This is a genomic window from Sphingopyxis sp. (assembly GCF_035998905.1).
GTDB lineage: Bacteria > Pseudomonadota > Alphaproteobacteria > Sphingomonadales > Sphingomonadaceae > Sphingopyxis.
Genome location: NZ_DASYHG010000030.1, coordinates 382,621 through 402,184, shown reverse-complemented (window position 1 = coordinate 402,184; position 19,564 = coordinate 382,621). Strand labels below are relative to the sequence as shown.

Below are 19,564 nucleotides of genomic sequence, written 5' to 3'. Positions count from 1 at the left end.
GCTGCGCGCGCCTCCGGTCGGGCTACGCCCGCCCTCCGCCGCACGCAGCGCAAGGCCATCTTCAACAAACCAACATCATATCCGAAAAGGGGTCCCTCTTCGACGCCGATCGGGGGTCCCTTTTGAACGCCGTTTGACAATATACGCGCGGGTCTGCGCATCCAGTCTATTCATCCAGTGCCGTTGCTGACCGGCCCCGGACAGTCCCAATCTTGATAACACTCATACTCGATCTCCTTGCAGTGGCGCCGCTATTCGGCGCGCGGGGCTTGGAGATCAGAACGAAAGGGCAAGCAAGCAAGTAATCGTGGTTTGCTTTTGAACAGGAAATCTGTATTATGATAGGGTATAAGGCATTGAAATAATTAACCTTAACTCAGCCTCTCTTGAGCAAGCGCTTCGCCTCCGCGCGAATTTCCTCTTTGCTCGGGCGCGCGTGCTCACGGCGAACCTCATCCATGATCGCCAGCTCCTCGTCGGTCACCGGGGTCTCGTCGTCATGACCGACAAGGCGGCGAGCGGCACGGACGAGCGCTGCGGAATTGGCCTTCTTGGCTTTCTTCATTGCTCATCTCCGGCGCGATTGTCGTTCGACGGTGCCAGCACGAGATGGCGCGCTACCTCCTCGCGGCACAGGGCCTCAATATAGGGTTTGCCGTTGATGAGGCCAATGTAGCGTTCGGACAATTTCGTGATCGTGAGCGTCTGGCGGCCGCGAGTAAGATGGATGCTGGGATTCCGTGTATACATATGATCGACTCCTTCTGGATCGTCTTCTGGATCGTCACATGCCTCGGCCAGCCGAGCCTCCTTTTACAACCGCCTAATTCAAACTACGTCACCACCGCGGGGGCCGGTCACTTGCCAAAATCTGTGATGGTTCCTATGATGGTTTCGGCGATATCTCGTTGCTGATTTGCGTGAGAAATCCGTCGCTTTGGCGCCCCGTTGCGTTCCTCTTCTGGGCACCATTTCCTTTCCGGATCCGGGATTGTCGGACAGGCATCGATAGACTGGCAGAAACTGCCATCTCGAAGCTTCACTATTTCCGGGATGGCTCCTCGATTTCGGGCCGCTCGGTGCCAGCTGCGCACTCAGTCCAGCATATCCACGTTCGAAAATATGTAGTGCAATCGTTCGACACGCTTCACAGCGATAGGCTGTCGTCGAATGCAAATGCGGAAGGGTCGAAGACGCAGAGACTGACGCCTGTTCAAACCAGAGGCTTGAACTCCCCATCTTTGGCGCAATCGCTGCAAAGACTCACCGCTTCGGGTCGCCGACCACCGTCTTTCGTCGTGCAATTCTGCCTTCGATCTGTTGGCGAACGCGCCGGTCTTGCGCATGGAAAATCGGCCCGGAACGCGAAGGGTATCATTCTGGGGGCGTGCGGCTATTCGCCACAGGGGTGAACAGTGTAGTTCCAGTGGCGCGCTTTATCGCCTTGGAAGGTTGGTTATCGTCCCGCTCCGTAACCGGGCCCAGCGGAAGAAGCCCGAATATTGGCGGTCCAAAGAGGCCGCATTTGGAGAGGGAGGCATTATGGCATTTCGGAAAACTGCCCTTTGGGCGGTCATGGCCGCGACGGCGCTGAATTCATCGGTCGTGATGGCGCAGGAGGCAGGCGAAAGCCCGGCGGCAGACAATGCCGCACCCGCCGAGGGCGACATTGTCGTCACCGCACAGCGGCGCGAGGAGCGGCTCGTCGATGTGCCGATCTCGGTCTCCGCGGTCAGCAGCGCGGCGATCGACCGTGCGCAGGTTCGCAACGTGTCGGACATCGCGACGATCGTGCCGAACGTCCAGATCAACGAAACGATCGGCAACAGCTTCGGCCCGCTGATCACCATCCGCGGCCTGTCGCCGTCCGCCGACACCAGCCTTGCCCGCGACCAGCCGGTGGGCCTCTATATCGACGGCGTGCCGATCGGAAAATCGACCGGCGCCGCCTTCGACACGGTCGACCTCGAGCGCGTCGAAGTGCTGCGCGGACCGCAGGGAACGCTTTACGGCAAGAACACGATCGGCGGCGCGGTCAACCTGATCACACGCAAGCCGAGCGGCGAGTTCGGCGGGCAGTTCCTCGCGGGCGCCGGAAGCTGGGGGCAGTTCACCCAGCGCCTTTCGGTTGACCTGCCGGAGGTCGCGGGCTTCAGCGCCAAGGTCGGCGTGATCACCAAGCTCGACGGCGGCTATTACCGCAACTCGCTGCGCAAGGATAATTTCGGCGAGGAAGAATTGTGGGCGGCGCGCGCCGACCTTCTGTGGCGCCCGTCGAGCAGTTTCAGCGCGCTCTACAGCTATGATATTTCGGACAGCAAGGGCACCCCGAACCAGCTCGTCGCGACCGCGGTCACCGGGTCGGGCGCGACCGCGTTCGTCAACGCGCTGATGGCGCCTTATGTCGTCAGCGGCCGGACGCGTGAGATCGGGGCGCAAAGTGCGCTCCGCAGCGACTATCGCACCAACGGGCATGCGCTAACGCTCGAATGGGAGCCGGGGATCGGCGACCTGACGCTCAAGTCGATCACCGCACGGCGCACCGCGATCACGCGGTCGGCGAGCGATTTCGACGGGAGCCCGCTCGACCTGCTGCGCATCATCCTCGACAATAATTACAAGCAGTTCACGCAGGAATTTCAGGCGATCGGAACGGTCGGCGACTTCAAATACACGCTCGGCGCCTTCTATCTCGACGACGAATATGACGTGTTCAACCCGCGCTGGAACTTCCAGTTCGGGGGCAACGCCTTCGACATCAGCGAGCGCGGCGGCCGTTCGAAATCCTACGCCGGCTACGGCCAGGTCGCGTGGACGCCGCAGATGCTGGACGAGAAGCTGACCGCGTCGGTCGGCCTTCGCTACACGCGCGAGTCCAAGCACGCCTATGAGCTGCTGCTGTCCAATTCGGCGTATCGCACCAATCCTGCGGCGCCGGGTTCGGGGGTGTTCCTGCGCGATGCGAACGGCAATCCGGTGACCCGCAGCGGCGGGCCGGCGGCGGGAGCGCGGCCGGGTGCGGGCGGGATCGGATATACCGACCTCAGCCCGCTCGAAAATTCGGGGGTGTGGAAACGCTTCAACCCCGAATTCAACATCCTCTACAAGATCCAGCCCGATTTCTCGGTCTATGCGCGCGTCGCGACGGGGTTCAAGAGCGGCGGCATCAACGATACCGCCGCGACCAACACCGCTTTCATGACGGCCTATAATCCCGAGAAGCTGACGTCGTTCGAGCTCGGCATGAAATATGCGGGGCTCGGCAACGCGCTCAACCTGAGCGCCGCCGTCTATCATTCGATCTACAAGGATTTCCAGGCCGGGGTGTTCGTGCCTTCGCTCGTGACGACGAACATCATTAACGCGGGCAAGGCGAAGTTCACCGGCTTCGAGGTCGAGGGAACGCTGCGCCCGGTCGACGGCTTCACGATCAATTTCGGCGGCGGCTATGTCGATGCGCGCTACACCGATTTCATCCTGCCCGACGGCACCGATGTGACCGACACCTATGTCCTCTCGCGCGTGCCGAAGTGGAATTACCAGGTCGGTGCGCTCTATCGCCATGACGTCGGCCCGGGGCGGCTGGAGGCGAGCCTGAACTACAGCTGGCGCAGCAGCCAATATTCGTCGATCACCCCCGACCCACTTGCGAAGATGCCGTCCTACGGGCTGCTCGACGGGCGCATCGCGCTCGCGGGGATCGAGCTTGGCGGCGGCACCACGGCCGAACTCGCGCTGTGGGGCAAGAATCTGACCGACAAGGAATATAAGGTCAGCGCGATCAACCTCGGCGTGCTGACGCTCGGTCAGTATGGCGATCCGCGCAGCTTCGGCGGAGAGCTGCGTATCCGCTTCTGATCGGGCGGTCCGGTGCCGGCGCTTTCGTCCCCGTCGTCGATGGGGTCACGATGGGTGCTGCCCTTTCTGGGGGCGGTGACCTTCCTGACCGCCATCGGCAACATCGGCCTCGTGTCGGTGATGCCGGCGATCGGCCGGATGCTGCGCATCCCCGATTTCCTCGTCGCGGGCATTTTTTCGGTCTCGGCGCTGACCTGGGCGGTCAGCTCGCCCTTCTGGGTGTCGCGGATCGGGCGCGCGGGGCCGGCCTTCTATATTCGGGCCGGCCTCGTCGGCTTCGTGCTTTCGATGGGCGGCTGTGCGCTGGCGGTCGAGCTCGGCCTGCTGGCCATCCTGCCGCCGCTTGCGACCTTCGGCTGCTTTGCCGTGCTGCGGTCGATCTATGGCTTGCTGGGGTCCGCGGCGGCGACGGCGACGCAGGCACTTGTCGCGGCGCGGACCGAGGGCGCGCAGCGCACGCACGCGATCGCCGGCCTCGCGGGCGCGCTCAGCCTCGGGACGATCATCGGTCCCGCGATCGCACCGGCGCTGATGATCGACCCCTTGGGGCCGCTGGGGCCGATGCTCGGCTTCGCGCTGCTCGGCGCGCTGGCGCTCGCGGGATCGTGGCTTTTCCTACCCGCCGCCTCGCCGGTGACCGCGGCCGCATCGAGCGACCCGAATGCGCCGACCATGTCCGATGTCTGGCGCAGAAAGGCGATCGGGCGGCACCTCAATTTCGGGCTGCTCCTCTGCTCGGCGCAGGCGATCAACCTCTATACGATCGGTTTCGTGATCATCGACCGGATGCCGCCGGGCGCCGCGGCGGCGCAGCAGATGATCGGCATCGCGATGACCGCGGGCGCGATCTCCGCGCTGCTCGCGCAATGGGGGCTGGTGCGGCTGCTGTCGCTGTCGACGCGGACGATGATACGCGCGGGCGTGGCGCTGGCCTGCGCCGGCAATGCTGCGGCGATGCTCGGCGGCGTCTGGGCGGCGGCGGCCGGTTTCGCGCTCGCGAGCTTTGGTTACGGGCTGGCGCGGCCGGGCTTCAGCGCCGCGGCGTCGCTCGCGGGATCGGCGAAGGAGCAGGTCGGCATCGCCTCGGCGATCACGTTGATCGCGGGCGCGTCGATCACGCTGCCACCGATTCTCGCGTCGATGGCCTATCAGGTTTGGCGGCCCGCACCCTTCGCGGTCGCGGCGGCGATCTGCGCGGCCTTGCTGCTTGACCATCTGGCCCGGCCGTTATCCGACCCGGCCATTGTTCATGACGAGCGATAGTGCGTTGCCGCCGGACCGCTTTTTCCCGCGCGCGAAGCGCATAGTGTCGGACCATCGTCATGCGCCCGATCCGATCCGCGAGAGCGGCCGGGCAGGGGATGCATTGTAAAGAATGAAGCGGAGAGGAAATATGGATCGTTACCTTGTCATTTCGTCGGACGGCCACGTCGGCCTCCCGCCCGAGCGTTATCGCGACTATCTCGAATCGAAATATCACCAGCAGTTCGACGAGACCGTCCAGCTCGAGATCAAGGCGCGCGAAGAGCATGAAAAGCGCTTCCTGATCGACGACTTCAACACCAAGTGGCGCGCGCGCGTGGGCGACGGGCTGGAAGGTGCGTGGGACGGCACGATCCGCAACCGCGTGCTCAATCAGGACGGGGTCGCGGCCGAGGTGCTGTTCCCTGACGGCATCACCGAACGCAACGCGCCGCCGTTCGGCGCCGACATCGGGCTGAAGCCCAATGCCGCACGCGCCGAGCTGCAATGGGCCGGCGCCCGCGCGCACAATCGCTGGCTCGCCGAATTCTGCCAGGACGATCCGCACCGCCGCATCGGCCTCGCGGTCATTCCCGCGCTCTACGATCTCGACGAAACCGCGAAGGAGATCGAATGGGCACGCAAGAACGGCCTGAAGGGCGTGTTCTTCCCTGCGGTGACCGAGGGGTACGACCTCTACAACCACACCAAATATCACCGCATCTGGGCGATGCTCCAGGACTATAACATGCCGCTGCATTTCCATTCGGGCGGTGCGCCGGCCTATGACACGACGCAGCCCGGCTGGATCGGCACCTATTTGTGCGAATTCGCCTTCTGGATGACGCGGCCGCTGTGGTCGATGACCTTTGGCGGGGTTTTCGAGGAATATAAGCAGCTCAAGGTCTGCTTCACCGAGGCGGGCGGCGAATTCTGGTTCCCGTGGGTGATGCAGCTGATGGACATTCGCGCGTCGGCGAAGCACACGAGCGGCAAGCTCGGCGATTATTATGCCAATATGAGCATGAAGCCGAGCGAGTATTTCGCGCGCAACGTGTGGGTCGGCTGTTCGGCGCTGCCCGACGAGGAAACGACGCAGGCCTATTACGACATCGGCGTCGACCGCATCCTGTGGGGCACCGACTATCCGCACCCCGAAGGCACATGGCCGAGCACACTCGAAAAGATGACGGTCAGCCTCGGCGGCCTGCCCGACGACGATATCCAGGCGATGCTGGGGATCAACGCGCTCGATGTCTATGACGTCGATGCCGACGCGCTGTGGAAGGTCGCGGGCGAAATCGGCCCGCGCCGCGAACTGTTCGTCAAGCAGGCAGCGGAATGAGCGAGACGAGCCCTTCCCCTTAGGGGGAGGGGCTTGTAGTCAATTGCACTCGGGCGCCTGCTTGATAGAGCATCCCGGCCTTTTGGGGATGGGATGATGTCGAGCTGGCGCGGAATCGAGGAATTTCTGGCGGTTGTCGAGCAGGTCAGTTTCACTGCCGCGGGCGATCATCTGGGGGTTTCCAAATCCTATATCAGCAAGACGGTGCACGAACTGGAAGAGCGGCTGGGGGTCCAGCTGCTCGTCCGCACCACCCGCCGCCTGTCGCTGACCGGCGCGGGCGAAAGTTTCCACCGCGAATGCGCCGACCTGCAGACGCGCCTCAGCGAAGTCGAAAAGCAGGTCGGGCGTTACAGCACCGAACCCGTCGGGCGCCTGCGCGTGGGACTCAGCGACATCTTCGGGTCGGACTTCATGTCCGCGCTGCTTGCCGAATTCAGCACCGACCATCCGGGCATCGTGATCGAGCCGATCGCCTATCTCAACGAGAATGAGATCGTGCAGGAGCGGTTCGACGTTGTCATCCGCTATGGCATCCTGCCCAATTCGAACCTGCGCGCACGCACCTTCGGCTATCTGTCCTATTGCCTGTGCGCCGCGCCCGAATATGTCGCCGCGCGCGGCTGGCCCGAAACCCCGCAGGACCTGCTCGAACACGACTGCCTGACCGACCTCAGCGCGACGATGAGTTTCAACGACGACGTCAGCGTCAAGGTGGGGCCGCGCTGGATGAGCAACAGCGGCATCGCGCTGCGCAGTGCGGCGCGCAAGGGGCTCGGCATCGCGAGCCTGCCGGTCAGCATCGTGCGCCAGGACCTCGCCAGCGGCGGGATGCTGGCGCTCGATGCCGAATGGTCCTTTTACGACCGCAAATGCTGGGTCGTCTATTCGCCGGGAATCATGTCGGTCGCGACGCGCGCCTTCATCGACTATCTGGTCCGCCAGTTCAGCCGCGTGAAGGTGCGACCGTCGATGGCGGCGTCGCTCGCGGCGCGATATTAGAGCGCATAGCCGCTACCCGTTCCGTCGTCCGGGCAGAGGCGAGGGGCCTGCCGACCTGACCGGAAGAGGACGAGGCTCAAAATCGCCAGTATCAGCGCCGCGACACCGCCATAGATCATGACGAGGCCGAAGCCGGCGGTGAGTCCATGCTGTATGGCGCCCTCCGGCAGGTTGCCGATTACTGCCTGACCGGCCGCGATTGCCTCTGCCACCGTCCGCAACTGGATCAGCCCTGCACCCGTCGGGGCGGCGCGTTGCAGCGCCGCGGCGATTCCTTCGACGAGAATGATGCCCATGAGCGCAATGTTCACGGCGAGCGTGATCAGCCGCGCGCTCATGTCGATGCCCGATGCCATGCCGGCCCGGCTCGGGAGGACCGATGCCGTCGTGGTGTTGGTCACGGGGGTATTGGTGATGCCGATCCCGATGCCCGCAAGAAGCAGGCCGGGTAGCATCGTCAGCCAACTGGGCTGCGCCGCGATGCTGCCGAGCTTCATGGCGATAAAGCCAAGCCCGATCGTGGCGAGGCCCGACGGAATGACGGCGCCCGGCCCGTATCGCAGCGACAGGCGCTCGCCCAGCGGGGGAAAGATCAGCGCGGGCAATGTATAGGCGAGCAGGCACAGGCCGGTCGCGAGCGTGTCGTAGCCGAGGCCGGTCTGAAGGTAGATCGGCAGATAGATCATGAAGGGCCAATAGCTGACGTTCATCGCGATGCAGCCGAGGATCGCGCCCGAAAAGCTGCGGTTCCGAAAGACCGAAAAATCGAACATCGGATGCGCCTGGCGCCGCTCGGAAAACAGGAATGCGGCGAAACAGATGGCCGTGGCGGCAGCGATCGCGACTGACGTCGGCAGGCCAAGCGTCGCGCCCTGCGTGATGAGATAGACAAGTCCGAATACCGCCAGCGAAAGCGTCAGGATTCCCGCCGCGTCGAGGTGGCTCGCGTCGGGGTCGCGCGATTCGGCTATCGTGCCCGCCGCGATCGCCAGCGTCACCAGCGCGAGCGGAAGGTGGACAAGAAATATCCATTGCCAGCCGGCCAGCGCGATCGTCGCGCTCCCGACGAGCGGACCGAAACCAAGCCCGATTCCCGAAACGACACCCCAGATCGCAAAGGCGCGGCCCCGTTCGCGCGCATCCTGAAACTGGTGCGAGAGAAGCGCAATCGAGCAGATCAGCATCGCCCCGCCGGCAAGGCCCTGAAGCAGCCGACCCGCGATGAGCAACGTCATATTGTCGGCGAGGCCGCACAGCGCCGAGGTGGCGCCGAAGGCTGCCACGCTGATCATGAAGATGCGCTTGCGGCCAAAGCGATCGGCCAGCGTGCCGGTGGCCATCAGCACGGTCGTGCAGGCGAGCGTATAGGCGTTCATGACCCACTGCAGTTGCTGGAAGTCGCCGTGAAGCACTTTCTCCAGGCTTGGGAGGATCACCGGGACGCTTGTGATTTCGAGGCCGAACATCAGCGCGCCGAGGCACATGGCGAACAGGGCCAGCGTGTTTTTGCGGGCGGGGGAGTGGGTCATGGGCGGCACCTTTCGAACGTCCGGGCCCGTTTGCCCGGCAGGTGCGCTATCTGGGGAGGGGCAAGAAATTACAGAAATGATTTTATTTTCTGGAATCTATAACTAATCATAATTAATTGACCGTCATGGACATCGATCCGGTCCTACTGCGCGCATTTGTCGCGGTCAGCGAGACGGGTGGCTTCACGCGGGCCGCGCGTCGGTTGAATCTCACCCAGCCCGCAGTGAGCCACCAGATCCGGCGTCTCGAGGAGCAGGTCGGACGCGCGCTGATCCGCCGGACGACACGGCGATTGATCCTGACCGACGATGGCGAGGACTTCCTGCTGCACGCGCGCCAGATCCTCGCCAGCCTCGACGCGCTTGCGCAACGCTTTCGCCCTTCGTCGGTGACTGGTGCCGTGCGTTTCGGCGCTCCGGAGGCGTTCATGGGCGAGCGATTGCCGGCGCTGCTCTGTCAATTCTCGCGCGCCTTTCCCGCGGTGCGGCTCGATGTCCATGTGAGCACCTATCTCGACCTCAGCACGATGATCGCGGCCGAGGAGCTGGACCTTGCCGTCGTGCTCTCGACCGCCGGGGGTGAGAATGGCGGAATCCCTCTGCGGCGAGCGGAGTTCGGGTGGGTCGCGGCCGACAATTTCCTGTTGTCCGACGGCGCGTCGCTGCCGCTCGCCTTCCATCCCCCGAATTGCATCAACCGGCTGATGGGGGTTGCCGCGCTCGAAGCGACATCGATCGATTGGCACATCGCCTTTACCTCGCCGAGCGAACAGGGCCTGCGCGCGGCGGTCCGATCGGGATTGGCGGTCGCGGTGCTGACGCGCGGCGACCTCGAACCCGGAATGCGCCTGCTCGACGGCGATTATGGCCTTCCCGCCCTGCCCAGCGCCGATTTCATGCTGATCCGCAGTGGGGGCGCGGCCTCCCCGGCGGCGCGCGCTTTCGGCGAAATGCTCGTCGCGATGGAGGCGCCGGGGGTAGCAGTGGACAACGGGCTTTGATCGGCCGCGAATAAGGGGTTCGGGCGCCGACCCTGCTTCATTGTTCGTCACGACGCACAAACTGTGCGCCATTTGGGTCTTACCTCGCGCGGCGCAATCGATACACTCGCCCGACAAGAGCCGCCCGGAAAGGACGGCCATCCGGGAGACTGACAGTGCCACAGGTTGAACGCTTTCCGATGCCCATCCCCTATGGCTGGTTCGGGGTCGGCTATGGTGCCGAGCTGGGTGTCGGCGATGTCCGGCCGGTTCATTATTTCGGGCGCGACCTCGTCCTGTTCCGCAACGAGAGCGGCGAGGCGGGGCTGCTCGATGCCTATTGCCCGCATCTTGGCGCGCATATGGGGCACGGCGGCACGGTCGAGGGCGACAGCCTGCGCTGCCCCTTCCATCACTGGGCGTTCCGTCCCGACGGCTTTTGCAGCAAGATCCCCTATGCCAAGGCCTTTCCGCCGCGCGCGAAGCGCGAGCCGCTGGCGAAATCTTACCCGGTGACCGAAAGCAGCGGCGTGATCTGGGCCTGGTACCATCCCGACGATGTCGCGCCGATGTTCGACGTCATAGACTATCCCGAATTCACCGATCCGGCTTTCGCCGAGCCGGTCAAGCGCGAATGGCGCTTTGCCAGCAACCCCCAGGAAATTGCCGAAAACGGCGTCGATGTCGCGCATTTTGCCTATGTCCACGCGATGGACGCGGTACCCGAGGGCGAGACCGACTATGAGGGCGTGCGCCGGCGCAGCGTCGCGCGCGGCCACCGCACGATCGACCTGCCGACTGGCGAGCGCAAGCAGCTCCCCTATTCGGTCGAGACGGTCCAGAACGGTGCGGGGCAGAAATTCACGCGGCTGAGCGGGCTGGTCGAGCTGTCGCTGCTCGTCATCGCGACCCCGGTCGAGGCTGACGATGTCGAGCTGCGCTTCTGCTTCACCCATCCGAAGGTCGCGCCGGGTTCGCCTGAGGAAAAGGCGATCGAGGCGGCGATCGAGAATACGTGCGGGCAAAAGGGCGTCGAGGGCGACATTCCGATCTGGCACAACAAGATCCATCGTGCACGGCCGTACCTGTGCGACGGCGACGGCCCGATCCTGCGTTTCCGCCGCTATTTCGAGCAATTTTACGCCGACGGGCCCGACGGAAGCCGCCTCGTCGAAGCGGCCGAATAACAGCCCATTTTCGTTTCATGCGGATCGATCCGCTTATTGCGCCCGCGGGCGCCATCGGGAGAATTGCGATGTCGAGATTGCGTTATGTCCAAGGGCCCGTCGAAACGCGCGCACCGGGGATGCTCAAGAATACTGTCTATGGCATCCGCGCCACCTATGAGACCGATCCCGAAGTGATCGCGGCGCTGCTGCCGCAGCCGCTCGTCGCGGTCGAACGCCCCGAAATCTGGCTGCAGATGGTCCATGTCGCGATGCACATCACCGAAACCGACACGGTCGAGATCGGGGCGCTGACGGTGGGCGTCAACTGCACCCATGAGGGCGCGCCGGGCGCCTATTGCTTCCACATGGCGATGGAGGGCGAAACCGTCGTCACCTCGGGCCGCGAACGTTTCGGTGAGCCGAAGAAGATCGCCGAGACGCATTTCGAGCGCAACGGCGACCATCTGCGCGCAACCTGTTCGCGCCACGGCGTCGCCTATTTCGAGATCGAGGGCACGATCGGCGAGGCGATCGACGCGCCGCTGACCTTCGAGGAACATCTCTTCTGCTACAAGGGCATGCCGTCGATCGACACGCCGGGCGAGTTCGACGGTGACGTCTTCCTCACTCGCCTCAACTGGCAGCGCAATTACAGCGGGCGCCGCGCCATGACGGGAACGATCACCTTGCGTGAATCGGCGTACGACCCGCTCGCCGACATCCCCGTCCGTCGCCTTGTCGGCATGGAATATGTCGAAGGCGGCACGGCGACCGGCGGCACGCTGCTGCGCAAGGTGCCGGGCGAATGGATCGCGCCGCACTGGGTCGGGCGCCACGACGACCCGCGCAACACCGGCTTCGAACTCGGCGCGCGGAAGGCCGCCTGATGCAGGATTTTTCTGGCCGGGTGGCGGTGGTTACCGGCGGGGCGAGCGGGGTCGGCAAATGTCTGTGCGCCGACCTCGCGCGCGCCGGCGCGCATGTCGTGATCGCCGACATCGATCCGGCGCGGCTCGAAGCGGTACGCGCCGAGATCGACGCACTGGGCAGCGGGGAGGTGCTCGCGATCGCGTGCGACGTGACGAAAGAAGCGTCGGTACGCGCGCTCGCCGACCGGGTCTTCGAGAAGTTCGGCACCGTGCACCTGCTCTTCAACAATGCCGGCGTCGGATTGGGCGAGGCGCAGCGCAAGATCTGGACGCTGCCGCTCAGCGACTGGCGCTGGGGGATCGACGTCAATGTGCTCGGTGTCGTCCACGGGATCGCGGCGTTCGTGCCGCGGATGATCGAGGCGGGCGAAGAGGGGGTGGTGATCAACACCAGCTCGACCAACGGCGGACTCCGCTCGCTTCCCAATACGCCGATCTATGCCGCGACCAAGGCCGCGGTCACCAGCATCTCCGAAGTGCTGCACCAGCAGCTCTTGCGCGAAGGCGGCAAGCTGCGCGCGGCCGTCCTCTTTCCCGGTCCGCACACGGTCAACACCGCGATCATGGCGTCGGGCGAAGTGCGTCCCGCCGACTATGTGGAGAATGAGGCGCAGACGAAGGTCGCGTACCGCACGATGGAGGATCTGGTCCGCACCACCGGGCTCCAGCTCAAACTCACCGAGCCCGGCGAAGTTTCGGCCTTCGCGCTTGACGGCGTGCGCGCGGGGCGCTTCTGGCTGCTGCCGGAGAGCGGGGAGAATGATGTGCTGATTGCGGCGCGCACCGAACAGATATTGGCGCGGCGGGATCCGCCCTCGGCATGGTGAGCGCGGCGGCGTCCGACGCGCCGGTGGTAGGCGCTGCGCCCTCTCGCGGCGTCTACCGCTGGTTCGTCGTCGCGATTCTGTTCATCGGCTATTGCTTCAGCGCGATCGACGCGCGTGTGCTGACCTTGATGGTCGAGCCGATCCAGCGCGACCTGAACCTCAGCGATTTCGAAATCAGCCTGCTCCAGGGCTTTGCCTTTTCGCTTCTCTACAGCATCGCCGCGCTGCCCATCGGCCGCTTTGTCGATCGCACCAAAAGGCGCGCGACATTGATCGTCTGGGGGGTGCTGTTCTGGTCGGCGATGACCGCCGCGTGCGGCTTTACCAGCAGCTTCATCGGCCTCTTCCTCGCGCGCGTTGGCGTCGGGGTGGGTGAAGCGACGCTCAGCCCGACCGCCTATTCGCTGATCAGCGACTATTTCGAGCGGCGTCGGCGGGCGCTCGCGATCAGCTTCTATGCGATCGGTTATCCGATCGGCGGCGGCCTCGCGCTATTGATCGGCGGCTGGCTGCTCGCGCGATTCACCAAAGCCGGCGGCGCGACACTGCCCTGGCTCGGCAGTTTCGAACCGTGGCAGATGGTGTTCCTCTGTGTTGCGGTACCCGGATTGATCGTCGCCGCGCTGATGATGATGATCCGCGAGCCGGCGCGGCAGGAGCTGGCGGCGAACCTGTCGGTGCAAAGCAGCCTGCGCGAAGGATTCGACTATATTTCCGAACGCTGGGCGCTGTTCGGCTCGCTGATCGGTTCGCTCGCCCTGATTGCGCTTCTGGCGATCGGCACGGCGCTGTGGTTTCCGACCTTCCTGATCCGCAGCTATGGCATGAGCCCCGCCGAGGTCGGCATGTCTTACGGGATGATCATGCTGACCTGCGGCACGGTGGGCACGCTGTCGGGCGGCTGGCTCGCAGGGCGGTTGATGCAGGGGGGGAGGGCCGACGCGAATATGCGCGTCGTGCTGATCGCCACCGTGCTGAAAGGCGTGCCGCTGATCATCGCGCCGTTGATGCCGACGGCCTTCCTGTCGCTGACGATGATGGCGATCGGCACGTTGATCGGGCAGGCGTCGCAAGGGGTGATGCTGACGGCGATCCAGGATGTGACGCCCAATCAGCTGCGCGGACAGGTCACCGCCATCTCGCTCTTGTGCGTCAATCTGGTGGGCATGGGACTCGGTGCCAGCGTCATCGCGGCGATCACCGATTTCGGTTTCGGCGATCAGGCGGCGCTCGGCTATTCGATCGCGATCGCCGGTGCGGTCGTCCTGCCGTTGATCGTCGCATTGCTGCTGGTCGCGCTGCCGCACTACCGCCGCGCGGTCGAAGGCTGACGCGCGCGGCAGCGTGTCGCGATATGGTCCGTTTGAGTGATGTGGGCTCCGCTCGGGCCGCTTAAGGCCTGGGACCCTTGGATCAGAGCCAGAAGAGGACGGCCGCGGCAGGGGCGATGGCAGAGAAGATTCTGGGCCATCGGTCGTAGCGCGTAGCGACACGCCTCCAGCCATATGCGGCTTCGATGCGTTGCGGCCCTGGTAGCGACGCCCGTCGTATTCAGCGGTCCTATTTCGCATTTTCCGGCCGGGGGATGGCCGGGTCGATCGAAGCCAGCAAGCGCGAAGATCGCGCGCCGCATAAATATGCCCTTGAAGATTTCGGTCTGGTCCGCTCCGATGTCGAACAGCGTTTCGCGGCCTATCGAGCCGCCTTCCTGGAGGGGAATTGAATCATGACCGAAGCCGTCAATCTCGCCGCGATAGAAGAGATCAGGCTGCTCAAAGCGCGTTACCTGCGCGCGCTTGACACCAAGGACTGGCCACTGCTGCGCAGCCTGCTCACCGATGACATGGTCGGCGACTTCCGCGAGATGCCGGGTGAAACCGACGAAGCCTTGCTGACGACCGGCGCCGACGCATTCGTCGCTGGGGTCACTGCGGCGCTCGAAAATGCCACGACGGTCCATCATGTTCACAGCTTCGAGATCCGGTTCACCGGCGCGCGCGACGCCGAAGGGATATGGGCGATGGACGACCATTTCTGGGCGGGCGAAGGAAGCGACCTTGCCGGCCGTTCGCGCCACGGATTTGGACATTATCACGACTGTTACCGCAAGGCGCGCGGGCGCTGGCTCATCGCCAGGACCCGGCTCAGCCGCATCCGCGTCGAGCGCGACTGACGCGCTCTCCGGCTCATCCTGGCATCGGCGGATAGCTGGCGGGGAAGCCCGCATCGGCGATGATTTCCTGCCCGTTGATCCGGCCCGAGCGCGGGCTAGCCAGAGGCCGCAGCATGCCTCGGCGGGGAGCGCCAACGCGCCGGCAGGCTGGATCAGTGCAGATTCGGTCGCGCCGAGGATCATGGGCGGCGCCCCGTTGGGGGGCTGCCGGCGAGCCTAGGGGATCGCCCAATTGGACTAGATGGCGATCAGCCGAGAACCGCGACACTGCGCAGGATCAGGCGGACGAGGTCGGCCTGGCGCCCGACGCCGGTCTTGCTGAGGATCGTCTTGCAATAGCTGCGTACGGTATTTTCGGTAAACTCCAGCTTTTCTGCCGCTTCGGACAGGCTGAGGCCCGACGCGAGCAGCGCCGCGAGTTGCGCTTCCGACGGGGTCAGGTCGAAAATCTGCGCGACGAGCCCCTCGAGCGGCTGGCTGTTGTCGAGCCCCGAGACATAGACGACCGCTGCCGGCCCCGCTTCATTGCCATAATGCGATCGCGCCTCGATTGAGCGGACAAGGATGCCGAGATGTCCGTCGAAATCGGCCTCGACGCGCAATCCCTCGGCGAAGCTGCCGCCGTCGCGGTGCGCGGCGACGGCATGGCCGATCAGTTTCTGGAGCTGCGTGTTGCCTGACTGGTTGGCGAGTGCGAGCCGCTCGCCCGCGGTGCGGAGGCCCTTGTTCGCCCGCGCGAGCGTGCGGCCCGCGCTGTTGCTGCGCAGGATGCGGCCCGCGCCGTCGAGGATGAAGGTGCATAGCGTCAGCCGGTCGAGTGTGTCGATCATCACCTGCACCTCGGTCTCTTCGCGCCGGAGGCGGGCGAAAAGCGCGAGCGACAGTTCGAGGTGCGGGCGCAGCGCGATCAGCATCGCCTTGTCGTCGTCGGAAAAATCCTCGCCGTCGGGGCCGTCGGTCAGCCCGACATTACCCTCCCACCCGCCGGGTTCGGAAATATACATGCCGAGCTGATATTCGATGCCATAGGGTTGCAATATTTCGGCATAGAAACGGCTGGCATGGAGGGCGTCGGGCGAGACGATCTCGCTCAGTCGGTAGATGTCGCCGGGCCGCGCGAGCGCGTTGCGCAGCGGGTCGAGGTCGCCGAGTTCGGCGTGGATGCGATGGATGCGGCGCGCTTCCTGCTCGCCGATCGGCGGCGGAGGCGCCCAGATGATGAAGGGAGGCATGCCGGGGCGGCTGAGGCGCAACGTGATCGCGGCACTCTGCCGCTGCATCCGCCGGTTGAGCGCCTCGAGGAAGCTTTGCCAGGGCGTTTCTTCGAGCGCACCGCGATAGATCAGCGTCACCAGCTCGTCGACTTCGGCAACAGGCTTGTAGCTGGGCATTCCGACTCCGTTCCCCCGATCCCCGTTCCCACTCTATAGGCTGCCTCCTTGGCGCGGCAACATCGACGCCGAAGCCCCCGAATAGGGGTTGTGGCGCGGCGCGCGGCGCGTCACCGGAAGCGATGGAAACATGGCGTGCGACGCGCGCGAACGGAGAGACGATGGCCGTGTCCGAACCGAAGACGACGATCCCGCACATGATCCTCGAAGCCGCGGCCGCCTATGCCGATCGCGTCGCGATCCGCGGCGAGGACGGCCGGGCCGTCACCTATGACGATCTGCCGTCGCTGATCGGTACCAGTGCTCGCGCCTTCATCGCCGCAGGTGTATCGGCGGGCGACCGCGTCGCGATCTGGGCGCCCAATTCGGTGGAATGGATCGTCGCCGCGATCGGCGCGCAGGCGGCCGGCGCGGCGATCGTGCCGCTCAACACGCGGCTCAAGGGGCGCGAGGCCGGATATATATTGCGCGCTAGCGGGGCGAAGCTGTTGCTGACTGTCGCCGAATTCCTTGGCACCGCCTATCCGGCGCTGATCGCGGACGAAGAATTGCCCGACCTTGCCGGCATCGTGCTGCTCGACGGCGAAGCGGGCGGCCAGCCGTGGCAGGCGTTTCTGGAGCGTGGCGCGGAGGTCGCCGAAGACGAGGTCGCCGAACGGCTCGACGCGCTGGACGAAGATGATGTCTGCGACATCCTCTTCACCTCGGGCACGACGGGGAATCCCAAGGGCGCGGTGACGACACACGGCCAGAATGTCCGGCTTTACCGTGCCTATGGCGGCGGGCTCGGCTATGGACCCGATGACAATTTCCTGATCATCAACCCCTTCTTTCACAGCTTCGGTTACAAGGCCGGCTGGCTCGTCGCGCTGATGCACGGCGCAACTGTGCTGCCGCACGCGGTGTTCGACACAGAAATAGTGCTGAAGCGGATCGAAGCCGAACGCGTGACGCTGCTGCCGGGGCCGCCGACCATTTTCCAGAGCCTGCTCGCCGGACCCTATGAAGCCCATGATCTGTCCTCGCTGCGCGTGTCGATCACCGGCGCGGCATCGGTTCCGGTGACGCTGATCGAGGAGATGCGCGGCAAGCTCGGCATCGATATCGTGCTCACCGCCTATGGGCTGACCGAGACGTGCGGGGTCGTGACGATGTGCAGCGCGGGCGACGATGCGGAGACCGTTGCGAACACCGCCGGGCGGCCGCTCGCCGGAATCGAGGTCCGGCTCGTCGATCGCGACGGGGCCGATGTCGCGACGGGTGAAGCGGGCGAGCTGCTGGTGCGCGGCCCCAACGTGATGCGCGGCTATTTCAACGACCCCGGCGCCACCGCTGCCGCGATCGACGCCGAAGGCTGGCTGCGGACGGGCGACATCGCGGTGCGCGACGCGCGCGGCAATGTGAAGATCACCGACCGCGCGAAGGACATCTTCATCGTCGGCGGCTTCAACGCCTATCCCGCCGAGATCGAGGGCCTGCTCGCGGCGCATCCCGCGGTACTGCAGTCGGCGGTGATCGGCGTTCCCGACGAACGGCTGGGCGAGGTGCCGATCGCGTTCGTCGTGCTGCGTCCCGGCGCCGTGGCATCGGCGGAGGAGATCGTCGCCTGGTGCCGCGAGAATATGGCGAACTACAAGGTCCCGCGGCGGGTCGAGATATTGGACGCGCTGCCGATGAACGCCGCGGGCAAGGTGCAGAAGTTTTTGCTGCGGGGGTGATCGGGGCGGGGCGTTTTCGACTGGAGGCCGACCTCCCGATAATCGTCACCCCGGACTTGATCCGGGGTCCATGACTTCAGCGCCGCGCGATCCCGGATCAAGTCCGGGATGACGAAAATGGGGGAAGGCAGCTTCCCACCCCTACGGCAACTCACTTTTCCGGGTAAAAACGGCTGATTGTGTCTACGACGCACGCGGGCTTTTCGACGCCCTCGATCTCCACCGTCACACGCACCACCGCCTGCACGCCGCCCTTGGCTTCCTCGGCCTTGACCAGTTCGCCGACGCCGCGGATGCGGCTGCCCGACCGGACGGGGTTCAGGAAGCGGAGGTTGTCGGTGCCGATGTTGATCCCCATCGAAACGCCGCGCACTTCGACAAGCGCGGGAAGGAAGCGGTTGACGAGGCTCATCGTCAGATAGCCGTGCGCGATCGTGCCGCCGAACGGGCCATCCTTCGCGCGCGCGGGGTCGACGTGGATCCACTGGTGATCGTCGGTCGCCTTCGCGAACAGGTTGATGCGGTCCTGCTCGATCGCCACCCAGTCGGTCGGGCCGAAACGCTCGCCGACGGCCGCCAGCAGCGCCGCGGGGGTTTCGAAGACGCGCGCGCTCATGCCTGCTGGCTCGATACCGAAACGACTTCGCCCGCCATATAGGAAGACAGGTCGCTCGCGAGGAACAGCATGACGTTCGCCACTTCCCAGGGCTCGGCATAGCGGCCGAACGCCTCTTTTTCGGTCAGCTCCTCGAGCAAGCCCGGCGGCGTCACCTTCGACAGCGAGGCGTGCATCGCGAGGCTGGGCGATACGGCGTTGATGCGGACCCCCTGTTCGGCGGCTTCGAGCGCCGAGCAGCGCGTGAAGGCCATCACCCCGGCCTTGGCCGCGGCATAATGCGCCTGCAGTTTCTGCGCGCGCCAGCCGAGCACCGAGGCGTTGTTGACGATCGCGCCCTTCTGGCGTTCGTACATGTGCGGCAGCATAGCGCGGGTCATACGGAACACGCTGGTCAAGGTCACGTCGAGCACCTTGTGCCACTGATCGTCGGTCATCTCGACGACGGGCGCCGCGCCGCCCAGCCCGGCATTGTTGATCAGCACATCGACATGGCCCATCGCGCCGATCGCGCCCTGCACAAGCGCTCGAACCTGCGCCTCGTCGGTAACGTCGCAGACGAGCGTGCCCGGCCGCGCGAAGCCCAGGCCCGCGATGCGGTCGGCGGTCTCGCCGAGCCGGCGCTCGTGCATGTCGGAGAGGAAGAGGGTCGCGCCTTCCTCCGCCGCGCGCTGGGCGACCGCGCCGCCGATGCCGCTGCCCGCAGCGGCGGTGATCAGCACGGTCTTGCCCTTCAGGAGGCCGGTGGGGGTGGGGTATTCGGGGGCGGGTCGTGCCACGCTTGA

18 protein-coding genes are annotated in these 19,564 nt (G+C 65.0%); 12 read left to right on the top strand and 6 right to left on the bottom strand.

Annotated elements, in window-relative coordinates; all coding sequences use genetic code 11:
- Positions 1-376 precede the first annotated feature (376 nt).
- Both VGN62_RS21320 and VGN62_RS21315 read right to left on the bottom strand, forming a co-directional pair.
- Complete coding sequence (locus tag VGN62_RS21320; protein WP_327457750.1) at positions 377-565, bottom strand: hypothetical protein; 189 nt, start codon at positions 563-565, stop codon at positions 377-379.
- On the bottom strand, positions 562-750 hold the full coding sequence (locus VGN62_RS21315; protein ID WP_327457748.1) for a hypothetical protein: 189 nt from the start codon (positions 748-750) through the stop codon (positions 562-564). Before VGN62_RS21315 ends, VGN62_RS21320 begins: the two co-directional genes overlap by 4 nt.
- Before the next feature lie 792 nt (positions 751-1,542).
- Between VGN62_RS21315 and VGN62_RS21310 the strand changes: the two genes are divergently transcribed.
- The 4 genes from VGN62_RS21310 to VGN62_RS21295 all read left to right on the top strand — a co-directional run bounded on the left by VGN62_RS21310 (position 1,543) and on the right by VGN62_RS21295 (position 7,447).
- A complete protein-coding gene (locus VGN62_RS21310; RefSeq protein ID WP_327457746.1) occupies positions 1,543-3,858 on the top strand; it encodes a TonB-dependent receptor in 2,316 nt (771 codons plus the stop codon).
- A gap of 54 nt (positions 3,859-3,912) precedes the next feature.
- The gene (locus VGN62_RS21305) at positions 3,913-5,121 is read left to right on the top strand and encodes an MFS transporter (RefSeq protein WP_327457744.1); all 1,209 of its coding nucleotides are present in this window, start codon (positions 3,913-3,915) and stop codon (positions 5,119-5,121) included.
- A gap of 130 nt (positions 5,122-5,251) precedes the next feature.
- On the top strand, positions 5,252-6,445 hold the full coding sequence (locus VGN62_RS21300; RefSeq protein WP_327457742.1) for an amidohydrolase family protein: 1,194 nt from the start codon (positions 5,252-5,254) through the stop codon (positions 6,443-6,445).
- 96 nt (positions 6,446-6,541) lie between these two features.
- On the top strand, positions 6,542-7,447 hold the full coding sequence (locus VGN62_RS21295; protein ID WP_327457739.1) for a LysR family transcriptional regulator: 906 nt from the start codon (positions 6,542-6,544) through the stop codon (positions 7,445-7,447).
- Here the strand turns inward: VGN62_RS21295 and VGN62_RS21290 are convergent.
- Complete coding sequence (locus VGN62_RS21290; protein ID WP_327457737.1) at positions 7,444-8,976, bottom strand: MFS transporter; 1,533 nt, start codon at positions 8,974-8,976, stop codon at positions 7,444-7,446. The genes VGN62_RS21295 and VGN62_RS21290 overlap by 4 nt on opposite strands.
- A 125-nt stretch (positions 8,977-9,101) precedes the next feature.
- On the opposite strand from VGN62_RS21290, the gene VGN62_RS21285 reads away from it, so the two are divergent.
- From VGN62_RS21285 to VGN62_RS21250, 7 genes are all read left to right on the top strand, one after another.
- Positions 9,102-9,977: a LysR family transcriptional regulator gene (locus VGN62_RS21285; protein ID WP_327457776.1), complete on the top strand. Its 876-nt coding sequence runs from the start codon at positions 9,102-9,104 to the stop codon at positions 9,975-9,977.
- Between the two features lie 155 nt (positions 9,978-10,132).
- Positions 10,133-11,143, top strand: a complete 1,011-nt coding sequence (locus VGN62_RS21280; RefSeq protein WP_327457734.1) for a Rieske 2Fe-2S domain-containing protein — start codon at positions 10,133-10,135, stop codon at positions 11,141-11,143.
- Positions 11,144-11,211: 68 nt separating this feature from the next.
- Positions 11,212-12,012, top strand: coding sequence for an acetoacetate decarboxylase family protein (locus tag VGN62_RS21275; RefSeq protein WP_327457732.1), 801 nt, complete (start codon positions 11,212-11,214; stop codon positions 12,010-12,012).
- Positions 12,012-12,881, top strand: coding sequence for an SDR family NAD(P)-dependent oxidoreductase (locus VGN62_RS21270; RefSeq protein ID WP_327457730.1), 870 nt, complete (start codon positions 12,012-12,014; stop codon positions 12,879-12,881). Before VGN62_RS21275 ends, VGN62_RS21270 begins: the two co-directional genes overlap by 1 nt.
- Positions 12,875-14,212: an MFS transporter gene (locus VGN62_RS21265; protein ID WP_327457728.1), complete on the top strand. Its 1,338-nt coding sequence runs from the start codon at positions 12,875-12,877 to the stop codon at positions 14,210-14,212. The genes VGN62_RS21270 and VGN62_RS21265 overlap by 7 nt, the downstream gene beginning before the upstream one ends.
- A gap of 254 nt (positions 14,213-14,466) precedes the next feature.
- A complete protein-coding gene (locus tag VGN62_RS21255; RefSeq protein ID WP_327457726.1) occupies positions 14,467-14,604 on the top strand; it encodes a hypothetical protein in 138 nt (45 codons plus the stop codon).
- A gap of 3 nt (positions 14,605-14,607) precedes the next feature.
- Complete coding sequence (locus VGN62_RS21250) at positions 14,608-15,054, top strand: nuclear transport factor 2 family protein (RefSeq protein ID WP_327457724.1); 447 nt, start codon at positions 14,608-14,610, stop codon at positions 15,052-15,054.
- A gap of 248 nt (positions 15,055-15,302) precedes the next feature.
- On the opposite strand, the gene VGN62_RS21245 is transcribed toward VGN62_RS21250, so the two are convergent.
- Positions 15,303-16,445, bottom strand: coding sequence for a helix-turn-helix transcriptional regulator (locus VGN62_RS21245; RefSeq protein ID WP_327457722.1), 1,143 nt, complete (start codon positions 16,443-16,445; stop codon positions 15,303-15,305).
- A 161-nt stretch (positions 16,446-16,606) separates the two neighbouring features.
- Here VGN62_RS21245 and VGN62_RS21240 point away from each other — a divergent pair, with 161 nt between their 5' ends.
- The gene (locus VGN62_RS21240) at positions 16,607-18,163 is read left to right on the top strand and encodes a FadD3 family acyl-CoA ligase (protein WP_327457720.1); all 1,557 of its coding nucleotides are present in this window, start codon (positions 16,607-16,609) and stop codon (positions 18,161-18,163) included.
- 151 nt (positions 18,164-18,314) lie between these two features.
- Here the strand turns inward: VGN62_RS21240 and VGN62_RS21235 are convergent, their stop codons facing one another.
- Positions 18,315-18,779 carry a MaoC family dehydratase gene (locus tag VGN62_RS21235; protein WP_327457718.1) on the bottom strand — a complete coding sequence of 155 codons (465 nt, stop codon included), beginning with the start codon at positions 18,777-18,779 and terminating at the stop codon, positions 18,315-18,317.
- The gene (locus tag VGN62_RS21230) at positions 18,776-19,558 is read right to left on the bottom strand and encodes an SDR family oxidoreductase (RefSeq protein WP_327457716.1); all 783 of its coding nucleotides are present in this window, start codon (positions 19,556-19,558) and stop codon (positions 18,776-18,778) included. The genes VGN62_RS21235 and VGN62_RS21230 overlap by 4 nt, the downstream gene beginning before the upstream one ends.
- Positions 19,559-19,564: the final 6 nt, after the last annotated feature.

Coding starts and splice junctions, on each gene's coding strand:
- VGN62_RS21320 (WP_327457750.1), bottom strand. CDS start 565: ATGAAGAAAGCCAAGAAGGCCAATTCCGCAGCGCTCGTCCGTGCCGCT.
- VGN62_RS21315 (WP_327457748.1), bottom strand. CDS start 750: ATGTATACACGGAATCCCAGCATCCATCTTACTCGCGGCCGCCAGACG.
- VGN62_RS21310 (WP_327457746.1), top strand. CDS start 1,543: ATGGCATTTCGGAAAACTGCCCTTTGGGCGGTCATGGCCGCGACGGCG.
- VGN62_RS21300 (WP_327457742.1), top strand. CDS start 5,252: ATGGATCGTTACCTTGTCATTTCGTCGGACGGCCACGTCGGCCTCCCG.
- VGN62_RS21295 (WP_327457739.1), top strand. CDS start 6,542: ATGTCGAGCTGGCGCGGAATCGAGGAATTTCTGGCGGTTGTCGAGCAG.
- VGN62_RS21290 (WP_327457737.1), bottom strand. CDS start 8,976: ATGACCCACTCCCCCGCCCGCAAAAACACGCTGGCCCTGTTCGCCATG.
- VGN62_RS21285 (WP_327457776.1), top strand. CDS start 9,102: ATGGACATCGATCCGGTCCTACTGCGCGCATTTGTCGCGGTCAGCGAG.
- VGN62_RS21275 (WP_327457732.1), top strand. CDS start 11,212: ATGTCGAGATTGCGTTATGTCCAAGGGCCCGTCGAAACGCGCGCACCG.
- VGN62_RS21270 (WP_327457730.1), top strand. CDS start 12,012: ATGCAGGATTTTTCTGGCCGGGTGGCGGTGGTTACCGGCGGGGCGAGC.
- VGN62_RS21265 (WP_327457728.1), top strand. CDS start 12,875: ATGGTGAGCGCGGCGGCGTCCGACGCGCCGGTGGTAGGCGCTGCGCCC.
- VGN62_RS21255 (WP_327457726.1), top strand. CDS start 14,467: ATGGCCGGGTCGATCGAAGCCAGCAAGCGCGAAGATCGCGCGCCGCAT.
- VGN62_RS21250 (WP_327457724.1), top strand. CDS start 14,608: ATGACCGAAGCCGTCAATCTCGCCGCGATAGAAGAGATCAGGCTGCTC.
- VGN62_RS21245 (WP_327457722.1), bottom strand. CDS start 16,445: ATGCCCAGCTACAAGCCTGTTGCCGAAGTCGACGAGCTGGTGACGCTG.
- VGN62_RS21240 (WP_327457720.1), top strand. CDS start 16,607: ATGGCCGTGTCCGAACCGAAGACGACGATCCCGCACATGATCCTCGAA.
- VGN62_RS21235 (WP_327457718.1), bottom strand. CDS start 18,779: ATGAGCGCGCGCGTCTTCGAAACCCCCGCGGCGCTGCTGGCGGCCGTC.